Source organism: Halorientalis sp. (genome assembly GCF_028275115.1).
In the GTDB taxonomy this organism is placed as follows: Archaea; Halobacteriota; Halobacteria; order Halobacteriales; family Haloarculaceae; genus Halorientalis.
In genome coordinates this window covers 15,056-27,883 of record NZ_JAQCNH010000046.1, presented here as the reverse complement: position 1 = coordinate 27,883, position 12,828 = coordinate 15,056, and the positions used below count along the sequence as shown (strand labels likewise).

13 protein-coding genes and 1 pseudogene are annotated in these 12,828 nt (G+C 65.7%); 9 read left to right on the top strand and 5 right to left on the bottom strand.

The window, feature by feature from the left end:
- Together Q0964_RS07435 and Q0964_RS07430 are read left to right on the top strand one after the other, a co-directional pair.
- Positions 1-456, top strand: a 456-nt coding sequence (locus Q0964_RS07435; protein WP_299265481.1) for a pyruvoyl-dependent arginine decarboxylase, incomplete at its 5' end; no start/stop codon positions are given.
- Between the two features lie 40 nt (positions 457-496).
- Complete coding sequence (locus Q0964_RS07430; protein WP_299265479.1) at positions 497-859, top strand: DUF5811 family protein; 363 nt, start codon at positions 497-499, stop codon at positions 857-859.
- On the opposite strand, the gene Q0964_RS07425 is transcribed toward Q0964_RS07430, so the two are convergent.
- Positions 860-1,111 carry a DUF8015 family protein gene (locus Q0964_RS07425; protein ID WP_299265476.1) on the bottom strand — a complete coding sequence of 84 codons (252 nt, stop codon included), beginning with the start codon at positions 1,109-1,111 and terminating at the stop codon, positions 860-862. It lies immediately after the preceding gene.
- Positions 1,112-1,175: 64 nt separating this feature from the next.
- Positions 1,176-2,990 (bottom strand): translation initiation factor IF-2, encoded by a 1,815-nt coding sequence (infB, locus tag Q0964_RS07420; protein WP_299265473.1) that lies wholly within the window; start codon positions 2,988-2,990, stop codon positions 1,176-1,178.
- Positions 2,991-3,196: 206 nt separating this feature from the next.
- Between infB and Q0964_RS07415 the strand changes: the two genes are divergently transcribed.
- Together Q0964_RS07415 and Q0964_RS07410 are read left to right on the top strand one after the other, a co-directional pair.
- The gene (locus Q0964_RS07415) at positions 3,197-3,436 is read left to right on the top strand and encodes a PRC-barrel domain-containing protein (protein ID WP_299265469.1); all 240 of its coding nucleotides are present in this window, start codon (positions 3,197-3,199) and stop codon (positions 3,434-3,436) included.
- An 11-nt stretch (positions 3,437-3,447) separates the two neighbouring features.
- The gene (locus Q0964_RS07410; RefSeq protein ID WP_299265466.1) at positions 3,448-3,906 is read left to right on the top strand and encodes an NOB1 family endonuclease; all 459 of its coding nucleotides are present in this window, start codon (positions 3,448-3,450) and stop codon (positions 3,904-3,906) included.
- A gap of 25 nt (positions 3,907-3,931) precedes the next feature.
- On the opposite strand, the pseudogene Q0964_RS07405 reads toward Q0964_RS07410, so the two are convergent.
- From Q0964_RS07405 to Q0964_RS07395, 3 genes and pseudogenes are all read right to left on the bottom strand, one after another.
- Positions 3,932-4,054: pseudogene (locus tag Q0964_RS07405) on the bottom strand (CopG family transcriptional regulator); the annotation flags it as partial.
- A gap of 180 nt (positions 4,055-4,234) precedes the next feature.
- Positions 4,235-5,365, bottom strand: coding sequence for a CPBP family intramembrane glutamic endopeptidase (locus tag Q0964_RS07400; protein WP_299265462.1), 1,131 nt, complete (start codon positions 5,363-5,365; stop codon positions 4,235-4,237).
- Positions 5,366-5,407: 42 nt separating this feature from the next.
- Positions 5,408-6,727 (bottom strand): glucose-6-phosphate isomerase, encoded by a 1,320-nt coding sequence (locus tag Q0964_RS07395; RefSeq protein ID WP_299265459.1) that lies wholly within the window; start codon positions 6,725-6,727, stop codon positions 5,408-5,410.
- A gap of 92 nt (positions 6,728-6,819) precedes the next feature.
- Here Q0964_RS07395 and Q0964_RS07390 point away from each other — a divergent pair, with 92 nt between their 5' ends.
- From Q0964_RS07390 to Q0964_RS07370, 5 genes are all read left to right on the top strand, one after another.
- The gene (locus tag Q0964_RS07390) at positions 6,820-7,425 is read left to right on the top strand and encodes a DUF8056 family protein (RefSeq protein ID WP_299265456.1); all 606 of its coding nucleotides are present in this window, start codon (positions 6,820-6,822) and stop codon (positions 7,423-7,425) included.
- Between the two features lie 199 nt (positions 7,426-7,624).
- Positions 7,625-8,086, top strand: a complete 462-nt coding sequence (locus Q0964_RS07385) for a DUF5812 family protein (protein ID WP_299265453.1) — start codon at positions 7,625-7,627, stop codon at positions 8,084-8,086.
- 168 nt (positions 8,087-8,254) lie between these two features.
- Positions 8,255-9,976, top strand: coding sequence for a histidine kinase N-terminal 7TM domain-containing protein (locus Q0964_RS07380; protein ID WP_299265451.1), 1,722 nt, complete (start codon positions 8,255-8,257; stop codon positions 9,974-9,976).
- A gap of 171 nt (positions 9,977-10,147) precedes the next feature.
- Positions 10,148-11,023 (top strand): protein translocase subunit SecF, encoded by an 876-nt coding sequence (gene secF, locus Q0964_RS07375; RefSeq protein ID WP_299265448.1) that lies wholly within the window; start codon positions 10,148-10,150, stop codon positions 11,021-11,023.
- A gap of 13 nt (positions 11,024-11,036) precedes the next feature.
- Positions 11,037-12,656: a preprotein translocase subunit SecD gene (locus tag Q0964_RS07370; protein ID WP_299265445.1), complete on the top strand. Its 1,620-nt coding sequence runs from the start codon at positions 11,037-11,039 to the stop codon at positions 12,654-12,656.
- Positions 12,657-12,828: the final 172 nt, after the last annotated feature.

The following is a 12,828-nucleotide window of genomic DNA, read 5'->3' as shown; positions in this document are numbered from 1 at the left end:
TGGGCCACTGCGACGGGGCCGACGCCCACGGCCTCGTACGACGCGGCCCTGGCCGAGGCCAACGTCCACAACTTCAACCTCGTCACGGTCTCCTCTGTAATTCCGGCCGAGGCACAACTCGAAGCGGTCGGCGAGGCCCCGGACCTGGGTGCGGTCGGCGACGGACTGACGGTGGTTCAGGGTCGTCACACCGCGCCGCCGGGCGAGGCGGGCGCGGCGGGCATCGGCTGGGCGCGCAGCGAGTCCGGCCGTGGTATCTTCTACGAGGCCGACGGCGAGAGCGAGGCGGTCGTCCGTGAGCGGGTCGAGGACGGCCTGGCGACAGGCAGGGACCTCCGGGACTGGCAGTTCGACGCGGAAGATTCGATCGTCGTCGCGGCCGAACCCGACCCCGACGAGTACACGACGGCACTGGTAGTCGCAGCCTACGGACAGAGCCGGTCACTCCTGCGGTAGCCGGCGGACTTTTAGGTGGGTCGCACCTATCGATATATCAATGTACGGCAACACTCCGTTCGCGGGTGCAGACGACGACGGTGCTGCGCCGCGCCTCACCGCCGACCAGCGCCGCCACCTGCGCCGCGATCTCGCCAACGTCGCCGCCCAGACCCGTGACCTCCTCCCGGACGAGTTCGCCGTCGGACTCGAACTCGCCCGGGGTGCCAACGGTCCGCGCGCGACCGTTGCCGTCCAGCCGCCCGTCGGGCCCGCCGTCAGCGCCGGCTATACGCCAGAGGACGACGCCGACCTCCGGATCGGGGACGACGAACAGACAGATCTGGCCCAGGGACTCGCGGCCAGCGCGGCACTCCAGATGAAACAGGCGATGGGAACAGACCACTCCCCGACGGCCCAGTAGCTACCGACTTCTTTCTGGTGGGGGGTGCGAGCCGTCCGTCGCACCCTCACTGCCGACCGGCGGCCGATAGAACAGCGCGTACCCTACGACGGCACCGCTCGGGACGCTCCCGACGGCCAGCGCCAGTGACAGCGGAACGCCAAACAACAGACCCAATACCGCCGCCAGCGCCACTGGACCGGGAATCGCCGACAGCACGAGATCGGGTCGCGATACCGATCCGAACAGGTGTTCCGAGATAGTTGCCTCCACCCGACACTGTTTATCTCCCGCTAATTAAATATTATTACTCCCGTAACCGCCCGGTGTCGCGGGGCTACTTCCCCCAGAAGGGGTCTCGGTTGCGTTGCTTCTCTAGGTACTGGTTGAGCGCCTCGCGTTCGTCACCGGGGATTTCGTCGGTCAGCTCCTGTTCGAGGATCTTGGCGTGCTTTTCCGGGAGGTAGATCCAGAGCTCGTCGCCTTCCTCGATATCGCGGCCGACAGTGGGGCCGTCGATGGAGACGGCGACTTGGTCGCCCATGCGAGCCTCGTCGATGTCCTCGCCGGCGTCCTGAATGGATTTGAGCTGGCCGACGCGCCCGAACTCGCCGTCCTCGAACTTCGCGACGTTGGAGTTGCGCTTGACCGTTCCGGTCCGCACTTCCACGCCGACGACGGCGGGGTCGTTCTGTCGGAACGTGTGGTCCTGCAGGACCTGGAAGCGGGCGGGACGGGTGATGTTCTCGAGGACCTGGGTCTGTTGGGCCTGCTCCATCTCCTCGACGTACTCCTCGTACTCCTCGACGAGGCGGTAGATCACGTCGTGCTCGAAGATGCGCACGTCTTCCTGTTCGGCCAGGCGTCTGGCGTCGTCCAGCACGTCGACGGAGAAGGCCAGCAACGCCTCGTGTTTCTCCTCGTCGGCGGTCTCGGCGACTCGCACGTCCCGTGGCGCTACGTCGCCGACCTCCGCACGGACGATTGGGATTTCGACCTCGTCGAGAGTGCTGGCGATCGCTTCCAGACTACCGAGGGTGTCGGCCTTGACGACGACGCCCTGTCCTTCGGTCGTGACCTCGATTTCGGCCAGTTCCTGCTCCACGTCGGCGATGACCCGGGCACGGTCCCGATTTCGGATTACCCGGATCGGCGCGCCGGCCATCGCGTCGTCTAAGTCGGGCGCGGCGATCTTCACCCCGGCGGCGGCCGACACGTCGGGTACTTTCCCGAAGGCTTTCTCGGTGCGGATCTCCTCCAGTGGTTTGGGCTGGAGCAGCGCACGCACGTCGGTCGTAATCGGGGCTTCGAGGCCGCCGACGACTATCTCGTCGTCTTCCCGGATGGTCCCGTCGTACAGTACGGCGTCGACGGTCGTCCCGAATCCCTGCGCTTCCTTGACCTCGAGCACCGTGCCGGCACCCGGCCCCTCCACGTCGATCTGCATCTCGTCTTTCATGTACCGCTGGGAGAGCCCCATCAGGACGGTGAGGAGGTCGGGGACGCCCTCACCGGTCATCGCGGAGACCGGGACGACGCCGACGTTGTTCTGGAAGTTCTGGACCCGCCAGTACATGTCGGCGGCGAAGTCGTGATCGGCGAGTTCGCCGATGATACCGTAGAGGCGCTCGTTCAGGTCGCCCTGGACTCGCTCGGACTGCTGGTCCACGCTCCTCTGGATTGGAACGCCATCGTCGGGGTTCCAGCCGGGAACGGTGTCGACCTTGTTCGCGGCGACGACGAAGGGGGTCTGGGTCCGTTTGAGGATGTCGACGGCCTCCTCGGTCTGGGGCTGGAAGCCGTCGTTCACGTCGACGACCAGAACCGCGATATCTGCGAGCGCGCCGCCGCGGGAGCGCAGCGTCGAGAACGAGTGGTGCCCGGGCGTGTCGATGTACAGCAGGCCGGGCAGGTCGAAGTCGGCGGGGTCGACGAGTTCGCCGGCCATCTCCGAGATCGTCTCCAGGGGGACGGCCGTCGCGCCGATATGCTGGGTTATCGCACCCGCCTCACCTTCGCTCACCGCGGAGCCGCGAATCTTATCGAGCAGCGTGGTCTTTCCGTGGTCGACGTGGCCGAGTACCGCGACAATTGGGGTTCGAAGCGTGGCTGCCCCGTCGGCGTCGGTGTCGGCTTCTGTAGAGTCAGACATTGGCACATCACCCTCAAGAATCCGTACGCGATACCAACCGCGCAGCGCATTTAACTTTCCCCATTTCGGTTCTTTCTCACGCCGACGCAGGCGGACCTGCTGGCGAACGACTCCACCGCCGTCATGCGTCGGCCGGAGCGAGGCCACGTCAGACACCCGTCTCACACCCCGTGGCGTTTATGTAAGTGGAATACACTACGCCCTGTATGGCAGAGATACTGGCGGAGAATCTCTCGGGGAAGGCCGTCATGGGTTCCGACGGCAAGGAACTGGGGATGCTGTACAACATCACGATGGATGCCAAGTCGGGCCGGTTGGAACACCTCGTCGTCGAACCCGACGAGATGCTCCGGGACTCGGACTTTCCGACCGACGAACGCGGCCGTCTGCTCGTTCCGGTCCCCCGCGTTCAGGCCGTCAAGGACCACATGATCGTCGACCGATAATTCGCCTTTCGATGTACATCCTCGACTCGTCGGCGTTTATCAACGAGTACCACACCCAGGAACGCAAAGCGTCGATTCCGATGGTCCGCGAAGAGCTCGAAGACGAGAGCGCCTATCGGTTCGACGCGCTGGAGGGCTCCGGTATGCACCTCCACATTCCCGAGGAGGAAACCGTCGAGCGCATCGAGCGGGCCGCCCGTGAGACCGGCGACTTCGACGAACTCTCCCGGACGGACATCCGGCTGGTGGCCGCCGCCTTCGAACTCGACGGTCGCCTCGTCACCGACGACTACGCGATGCAAAACGTCTCGGAGAAACTCGACGTGGGCGTCGAGGTCATCGCCCGGGAAGGGATCTCCGAGCAACGGGACTGGCGGTTCCAGTGTAGCGGCTGTGGCCGCGAATTCGACGACGATCACGACCGCTGTCCCGTCTGCGGCAGCGATCTCTCCCGGAAGAACCCAGCTTAATCTGGCTGCGCGTCCAGCGAGCTTCGTCCAACCCGAGTTCGACCAGTTGTGCCAGCACTCCCTCCTCGGTGAGGTCGTACGCCCGGGCCAGTGGCTCGACCTCGCTCGCGAGGTCGTCGTCACAGACCACGGTGAAACGAGTCGGCACCTCATGCGTGTTCCTCCCCGATCAAAAACCCCGTCAGACGACCGCCTCACGTCTGTTCGTGGCGTTTCCTGCCACAGTGTGTGGAAACTGGAGGCTCAAATAGACCCGTTCGGCGCCTGGCACCGTCGGCGTCCAGTCGGACGAGAGGCGTTTCGGTCCGGCCACGGAACCGGGCCGCGGTCAGGCCGCAGGGAGCCGTCCAGTGGCCTGGAGGTAGACCGCGAGAAACTGGAGTGCGTTGAACGCGCCGTGGATGAGAATCGGGACGAGCAGGTTCTCGGTGCGGTAGTAGACGTAGCCGAGGAGCAACGACAGGAGGAAGATCACGACGAGGGTCGTCAGCGTCGCCAGCGGGTTGGCGTCCTGGTACTGACTGAAGTGGACGGCCGCGAACACCGCTGCGCCCAGCACTACGGCCGACCGCTTCGTGAACCATTCGTAGAGGTACTTCTGGACGACGTTCCGGTAGGCCAGCTCTTCGGCGGGCGCGATGACGAGGAACGACAGCGCGACGAAATACAGCGCCAGGGTCGGGTTCTCTCCCGCCTGCTGTTGAATCTGCGAGTCGGAGGACGGGAGCCCGAGTTGCTGGATGACGGCCGTGACCACGCCGAGCAGGAGCAACAGGAGGAACAGTCCGCCGACCGTCACGAGCAGGTTACGGACCGACGGCATCGACACGTCGAGGTAGTCGAGCGACAGGCCCCGGCCGCGCAGGTACACCGCGACGAAAGCGACCGACCCGACGTAGCCGACCGTCGTCGCGACGCTGAATTCGAGCGCCGTTTCGGGCGGGTACAGCGGCAGGGCGAACAGCTGACCGACGAACAGGCCGATGAACGCCCCGCCGCCGATAGCGAGTGCGACCGTGAGTCCTCTGATTCGCCCCCAGAAAGCGTCGTCGGCGATGGCGTCGTAGTCCGCGACCGCGACGACCGCTGCCCCCAACCCGGCCAGCGCCGCCACAGGGAGCCCGACCCCCACAACCGGCACGGCATCGGTACCGATGGCCGGGCGCATCAGTCGGTAGAGCGCGTATCCAAAGAGTGCTCCGGAGAGAAATCCCGCGACGGGCGCGCCAATCCGTCGGTCGACGACTCCGCGTCGGCGCAGAATGAATGTCAGTGTCGCGCCGCCGCCGAGGACGACACCGACGACGCTCCCGTCGACGCCCGGCACCGCGACGACGGGTGTTCCGCCGGTCCAGGGGAGCAGACTCGCCGCCAGTGCGATCCCGGCCAGCACTAACCCCGTCGTCGGTGCCGCCGTCGTCGCGGCTCCGCGACCGTCGACTGCGTCCGCTGCTGCCATTGATCTTTACTACGGCGGCGGGCGGTTTAGAGGCTGTGTTTCCTACTCGACGACGAGTTCAGTCTTGTCCGCGACCGCCTCGGCCTCCTCGAACTCGCCGCCGCCCAGCAGGCCCCGCGCCGCTCGCTTGCCCCACTCGACGGCCGGTTGGTCGAACGTCGAGACGCTGGCTAACTCGCCGTACAGCACACAGGCTGTCTCCATCGCGTACAGCAACTCGCCGACACACTCGGCGTCCAGCCGCTCGATCTCGACCCGAACCGAGGGGCGGTCGGCAGCTGCGAGGCTGGCCTCGGTCGCCTCGAACTCCGCGTCGAGCAGGTCGCCGAGTGTCGACCCACCGAGGTAGGACAGCCCCTCGATGTCGGTCTCGGGGATCTCGCGGTCGGCCCGTTCACGCGGGCGAACCATCGTCACGAGTTTGTCCCGCGGGCCGGCCCGGTAGAGCTGGAGCTGAGAGTGTTGGTCGGTCGCGCCGAGCGCCCGTGCGGGCGTCTGACCCAGTCCGTCCTTCCCCAGGCTCTCGGCCCACAGCTGCGCGAACCACTCGGCGAAAAACTCCAGTCGCTCGGCGTAGGGCATCATGGCGCTGATACTCGCTCCGCGCTGGGCAACGCCGTAGCTCACCGCGCCATAGGCGTAGGCGGGACAGTCGAACAGCGACGGCGAGAGCGAGTCGGCAGCCCGCTGTCCCCCAGCCAGCAACCCCTCGATGTCGTGGCCCTGAATCGCCGCGGGCACCAGGCCAACCGCCGAGAGCGCCGAAAAGCGGCCGGGGACGCCCGTCGGTACGTCCAGTGTGGGCATCCCGTGCCGGTCGGCCAGTTCCCGGAGCGGTCCCGCCTCGCCCGTGGTGACGACGGTCCGCTCGGTCCAGTCGACGCCAGCCTGCTCCATTGCCTCGCGCACGACGAGAAAGTTCGAGAGCGTCTCGGCGGTGGTGCCCGACCGCGAGACGACGTTGACTGTGGTGCGGTCGAGGGGCACCGCCGCCAGAATCTCGTGGACGTGTGCGGGATCGACGTTGTCCAGCACGTACAGTGGTGGGATGTCGGCGGACTCGCCCTCTGTGTCCAGCCCGCCAAGCGACTCCGAGACGGTGGCCGCGCCGAGTGCGCTCCCGCCGATGCCGACCGTCAGGATGGCCTCGGCGTCGGAGAGCGGTTCGACGGCGGCCTCGATCTCGGCGGCGTCGGTCCGCTCGGGCAGGTTCAGCGAAGCGTAGCCGAACTCCCCGTCGGCCCGGCCTGCCGCGATGCGTTCGTGTGCTCGTGCCACGTCCTCGTCGAGTCGCTCCAGCGTATCGCGGCTGACACCCGGATCAGTCTCGGTCGCGAGCGCGTTGCCGATGTCGACTTTCATGCGCGTCCGTCCTCGCCGTGCGCGCAAAACGCTGCTGTTCCCGGCGGGCAGGAATCGCGTGGCTTTTGACACCCGTCGCCTACTTACGTTCAATGACCGGCGAACCCGCCGACGCCGAGGACCGGACGGGCCAAGAGGATGCCCAGACCGTCGATGGCGGCTCCGAGTACGTCGAAACAGAGTCGGCTACTGACGAGGAGTCTTACGGCGGGCTGTTCGGTGCCTACCCCTTCGCCTTCCGCCGGAGCGACTCACTGCTGTTCAAATCCTACGCTGCCATCGGCGGACTGCTGGCACTCCTGATCGCGCTCCTGTTCACCTTCGGCCTCGTCGGTGTAATCGCCAGCACGACTGGCACCGACGGCGGCGTATTTTCCTTCTCGCGGGCCTTCTTCATCTTCGTCGGGCTCCTCGTCGTCTTTCCACTCCTCGCCCCCGTTCTCTCGGTCGCGCGTCGACACCGCCGAATCGGGCCCAACGCCCGCTACGACGCCGCCATCGCGTCGGCCGGGTACCTGTTCTTGCTGACGCTGTATCTCGCCCTGCTGATTTCGACGCCGCCGGAACAGCAACAGCCGGTCTCGGGTGCGCTCGCACCCATCGTCGAACTCTTCTACGCCCTGCCGGCCATCGCTGGTTTAGCGCCCCCAGTTCTCGGCGCGGCCGCCATCTACCTGACCCATCGACTGACAGGATGAACGCCTCAGCCGAGCCCGGCTTCGCACGGCTCAGCCGGACACCGACAGACAATTCACCTCTGTCGGGCCCGTGCTCGCTTCGCTCGCGCGGACACCGTGGAGCAGAGCTCCACGAGCCCGGCTTCGCACGGCTCAGCCGGACACCGACGGACGAGGCGAACTCGTAACGCCGAAACCCTGCCGGGCGCTACTCACGCGTATGAAAGACGCCACGTTTCTCGTCACGGCCGCCGACGAGGAGTCTGCAGTCCTCCAAGACGTGACCGACAGCCAGGTCCACACCCTGAGTTCCAACCCGGGCGTCGAGGTCGGTGAGGTACTCGTCGCCAGCATCGAACCCGAACCGCCACTGGAGGTCGCCTGGGAGGTCGTCGACATCACCGACCAGCGGACCATCCCGGTCGAGCGGAGCCCGGAGCCGCCGACCCAGCAGGCCCACGAGATCGCCGCCGACCAGCCCGTCGGCGAGGTCACCCGCCGGGAACGTGCCGGCGACGGTGAACTCCACATACTCACCGTCCCCGAAGGCGACGCCGACGACGCGGCCGCAGATGTCCTCGACGACGAGGAGACGCTGGCACGCGCGGCGCGACTCGGCGTCGAACGCGTCGAGGTCCGCGCCGACGGCCAGGCGCTCAGCGTCCGCTATCTCCCCGACTGAGCGACACTGCCCGCCACTCGTCCGTTCATCCGTCGACCCTGCTGCCAGGGGTTAAATATTGCCGGACTTTGACGGCTCTACTGTTATGTTGGTGGGTCTAACAATGGTAACTGAGCCCGTAGAGGGGTCGTAGGGGGTTAGTCGAGTAACGTGTCTCTCTCACCGTATGTGCTAGCGCTCGGCGTGCCAGCGGTGTTCATGCTGGTGTTCGCCGTCGAGACGTGGCGGCGTTGTAGTGGACCGGGAGTCAGGGCGTTACGCTTCCTCCTGTTGTCGATCGGACTGTGGGTGTGCGGGAGTGCACTCGCACTTCTAGCTCCGGACAGAGCGACCTGGCTCGTCTTCGAGCAGGTGTCCTGGGCCGGTCGCATCGGCGTCCCAGTGGCGTGGCTTCTGTTCGCTCTCCAGTACACGGGATACGGCGGCCGGGTCACTCGGCGCTCGGTGGCGGCACTGGCCCTGCCGGCCGCCGTCATGCTCGCGCTGGTCTGGACGAATCCCGTCCACGAGTTCGTCTGGTCGGAGGTCCGGATGGTCTACACACAGGGAGTCGCGGTCGGCATCCAGGCCCAGGGGCCGGCCTTCTGGGCGTTCACCGTCTACGCCTACAGCCTCGTGCTAGCGGGTATCGTTCTCGTCATGCGGCTGGTGTTTACCGCCGACCACCTATTCGTTGACCAGGGAGTCGCGCTGACGCTCGGCGTCTGTGCGCCGTTGTTCGCGAACGTCGCCTCCGTCACCGGTGTCATCGTTCCGATCACCGGTCTCGACCTGACGCCGTACATGTTCACGATTAGCAGCATCACGTACGGCTACGCCTTCTACCGGTCGGACCTGCTGGACCGCGTCCCCGCGACCCGACAGATCGGCCGGACCGCCGTCGTCCGGAACATGCGTGACGGCGTCATCGTCGTCGACGAGAACGACGTTATCATCGACGTGAACCCGCTGGCACAGCGCCAGTTCGAACTCGTCAAAAACGACGTCGTCGGCCGCCCGGTCCGGGCCGTGTTCGACGACCCGGAGTTCGAGTTGCCAGTCGGGGAGGGGACCGTCGTCTGGTCGTCACGTGGTCCCTTCGAGTACGAGGTGAAAGTCTCGACACTGAGCGACCAGCACGGCCGACAGGTCGGCCGGATTCTAGTCCTGCGAGACATTACGGATCGAACCAATCGCCGCCAGCAGTTGCAGGTCCTCAACCGGGTCCTCCGGCACAACTTCCGCAACGATATGAACGTCATCGACGTGTGCGCGACCCAGCTCGTCGACCGTCTCGACGGGGAGGACGCGGAACTGGCCGACCGCATCCAGTCGGTCGCGCGCGACCTGAGCGAAACCGGCATCAAGGCCCGTGAAATCGAGCAGATCATGTCCCGCCGGCACAACGACCCACAGCCGATCGACCTCCCGTCGCTCGTGGCTCGGCAACTCGATACGCTCCGCCACGAGCACCCCGCGGCCGAGATCGAGCCGGACCTGCCGGACGCGCTGGAGATCACCTCGACCGGCATCCTCGAATCGGTCCTGCAGAACGTCCTCGAAAACGCCGTCGTTCACAACGACAACCAACACCCCCGCGTCTGGGTTCGAGTTGACGCCGACGACACCCGGGTCGAGATCTCCGTGGCCGACGACGGGCCCGGCATCCCACAGCAGGAACGGGAGGTCCTGACCAAGGGCACCGAGACGCCCCTGGAACACGGAAGCGGGCTCGGGCTCTGGCTGGTCAACTGGGGCGTGACCATGCTCGGTGGGGAGATCGACTTCCGCGACCGTGTGGCCTTCGGCCGGGACGAGGAGGTGACCGGGAGCGTCGTCACCATCTCGATTCCGCGCCGGGGGCCGACCGTCCGAACCGCGTCGGACCAGCCTCCAGTCGACGCCGATTGACTCGCTGCGTTGGTCGGTCGGCCCGACTGAACCTGGACGCGACAGCGACCGCTGGAGGTGTCGCTGGCCGAGGACGACAGTCAAGATAAGAAGGCTTATTCAGGGCTGTTGCACACGGTGGCGTATGGTGGAGTTCGAGGTACCGGGAGTCGGAAACGGGGGCTGGTCCGGATGAGCGCGATGACCGACCTCCCGGACCGGTTCCCCGATGTCGACTACACGCGGTACACGAACAGACAACTCGCCGCGGTGCCACTTGCCGTCCTCGGGGTCGCGCTGGCGATTCTGGCCGCTTGGTACGTTATGAGCGGCACACCGGTGGCACTCGGCATCGAATTCACCGGCGGGACCGAGGTACAGATACAGACCAGTGCCTCCCAGGGCGAGGTCGCACAGAGCCTCAGTGGACTGGACCCGACGATACAGCCAGTGCAGGTCAGTGGCGGGACACAGGAGTACATCGTCACGACCCAGCAGACCGACGGCGTGCGCCAGACAATCGAGAGCCAGGGGTACGAGATCGCCTCGTTCAGCGAGACCTCTGCCAGTTTCGGCACCGACTCCGTGCGGCTCACACTGTTTGGACTCGCCGTGGCGTTCGTCGGTATGAGCCTGCTGATCTTCGTGCTGTTCCGCTCGTTCGTCCCGTCGATCGCCATCGTCATCTCGGCGTTTTCCGATATCGTGATTCCGCTGGCGCTGATGAACGTGCTCGGCATCAAACTCTCGCTGGGGACGATCGCGGCGCTGCTCATGCTGATCGGTTACAGCGTTGACTCAGACGTCCTATTGAACAACCACATCCTCCGGCGACGCGGGGAGTTCTACGAGTCGGCGTACCGGGCGATGCGGACCGGTGTGACGATGACGCTGACATCTATCTCGGCGATGGCCGTGATGTCCGCCGCGGCGTTCCTGCTCGCGATTCCGCTCTTGCCACAGATCGGGCTCGTTCTCGTACTGGGACTGTCCGCAGACCTGATGAACACATACCTGCTGAACCTCAGCCTGCTACGCTGGTACAAGTACGAGGGGATCACACGATGATGGAGGGAGACCGATGAACCTTCGAGAGAACTGGCGGGTCGTCCTGCTCGTCGTGTTCACGCTCTCGAGCGCCGCCATCCTGTTCGGTCCGTTCGTCGTCGCACAGGCCAGCGGCGCCGACGCCGATCCGGTGACCCTCGACTACGGGCTGCAACTCTCCGGCGGAACGCAGATCCGCGCGCCGCTGGTCGGAATGACCGCCACCGAAGTCGAGTTCACACAGAACACGAGTTTTCCGGAGGAGCGCCGGGCGATCGCCACCGATCTCGGCCTCGACCCGGGCGACGTGCGATTGAGCACCGGTAGCCAGCAGGGCCAGGCACAGGCGCAGCGTGGCGGCACCGTCGAAGTGTTCTCCGGGAACGTTACGCAGTCCGAGTTCGCCACTGCACTCCAGAACAACGGGTTCGACGTGTCCCAGGACCAGATCAGGCAGGGCGTCACGGCCCAGACCAGAGAGACGGTGGTCAACGTGCTCTCTGACAAAATCAACGAGGGCGGTATCACCGGCGGGGACGTCAAGACCGCTGCGGCCGGGAGCCAGTCCTTCGTCGTCGTCGAGGTGCCAAACGCTGGCGAACGGGAGGTCAGGGAGCTTATCTCCGGAACCGGTCGCGTCCAGATCGTGGCCCGCTACCCGGTCCAAGGGAACGGGACGACGGCCTACCGCGAGACGCCGCTTCTGAACAACAGCGACTTCACGGACATCGGGGCGGCCCAGCAGGCCGACCCGCAGAGCGGAATCAACCAGCCCCACGTTCCGGTGTCGGTCCGACAGGACGGCGCAGCGGAGCGGTACTCACAACGGCTCCAGGACTTCGGCTTCACCGCCGAGGGGATCGGGAGCTGTCCGCCCGAGGCGGATCGGAACCCCGACAACGCGACCGGGCACTGTCTGTACACAGTGCAGAACGGACGGGTCGTCTACGCAGCCTCGATGGGTCAGCAACTGGCCCAGTCGATGAACAGTGGTGGCTTCGCGACCAGTCCCTCGTTCGTGATGACGACGGGGAACATCACCGAGGCCCAGCAACTGGCGGTCAACCTCCGGGCGGGGTCGATCCCGACGGAGCTGAACTTCACCGCAGGTACGACCTACACGCTCTTGCCCTCGGTCGCCGAGCGATTCAAACTGTTCTCGCTGATCGCGGGGCTCGTAGCCTACCTCGCAGTCAGTGGCGTCGTGTTCCTCCGGTACGGGAGTCCACGGGTCGCCGTGCCGATGCTTGCGACGGCCGCCGCCGAGGTGTTCCTGCTCCTGGGCTTTGCCTCGGCAATCGGCCTGGCACTGGACCTCTCGCACATCGCCGGGTTCATCGCGGTGATCGGGACGGGGGTGGACGACCTCATCATCATCGCCGACGAAATACTCCAGGAGGGGCAGGTCGCCACCGGCAAAGTGTTCCAGAGCCGCTTCAAGAAGGCGTTCTGGGTCATCGGTGCCGCGGCGGCGACCACCATCCTGGCGATGAGTCCGCTGACGGTGCTGTCGCTGGGTGACCTCACCGGGTTCGCCATCGTCACCATCGTCGGCGTCCTCCTCGGGGTGTTGATCACTCGTCCAGCCTACGGTGACATCCTCCGGAATCTGATGCTCTCCGAGGAGGAGCGGGACCGGTACAGCGAGCAGTAACGACTATCCGACGGTTTTGTACGCCGGTTTTTTCACACGCTGAAAACCCACCTGCAGCTTTGTACCGGTGTGGCTCGTACTGTTAATTGCAGTCACGCAGTCACCCCACACTGCGGTGCACTGTCACCCCCTAACTCCCCACTCTCGTTCCCCACCCCCAGCTTCTGTCCCT

Coding starts and splice junctions, on each gene's coding strand:
- Q0964_RS07430 (WP_299265479.1), top strand. CDS start 497: ATGTACGGCAACACTCCGTTCGCGGGTGCAGACGACGACGGTGCTGCG.
- infB (WP_299265473.1), bottom strand. CDS start 2,990: ATGTCTGACTCTACAGAAGCCGACACCGACGCCGACGGGGCAGCCACG.
- Q0964_RS07415 (WP_299265469.1), top strand. CDS start 3,197: ATGGCAGAGATACTGGCGGAGAATCTCTCGGGGAAGGCCGTCATGGGT.
- Q0964_RS07410 (WP_299265466.1), top strand. CDS start 3,448: ATGTACATCCTCGACTCGTCGGCGTTTATCAACGAGTACCACACCCAG.
- Q0964_RS07400 (WP_299265462.1), bottom strand. CDS start 5,365: ATGGCAGCAGCGGACGCAGTCGACGGTCGCGGAGCCGCGACGACGGCG.
- Q0964_RS07395 (WP_299265459.1), bottom strand. CDS start 6,727: ATGAAAGTCGACATCGGCAACGCGCTCGCGACCGAGACTGATCCGGGT.
- Q0964_RS07390 (WP_299265456.1), top strand. CDS start 6,820: ATGACCGGCGAACCCGCCGACGCCGAGGACCGGACGGGCCAAGAGGAT.
- Q0964_RS07385 (WP_299265453.1), top strand. CDS start 7,625: ATGAAAGACGCCACGTTTCTCGTCACGGCCGCCGACGAGGAGTCTGCA.
- secF (WP_299265448.1), top strand. CDS start 10,148: ATGAGCGCGATGACCGACCTCCCGGACCGGTTCCCCGATGTCGACTAC.
- Q0964_RS07370 (WP_299265445.1), top strand. CDS start 11,037: ATGAACCTTCGAGAGAACTGGCGGGTCGTCCTGCTCGTCGTGTTCACG.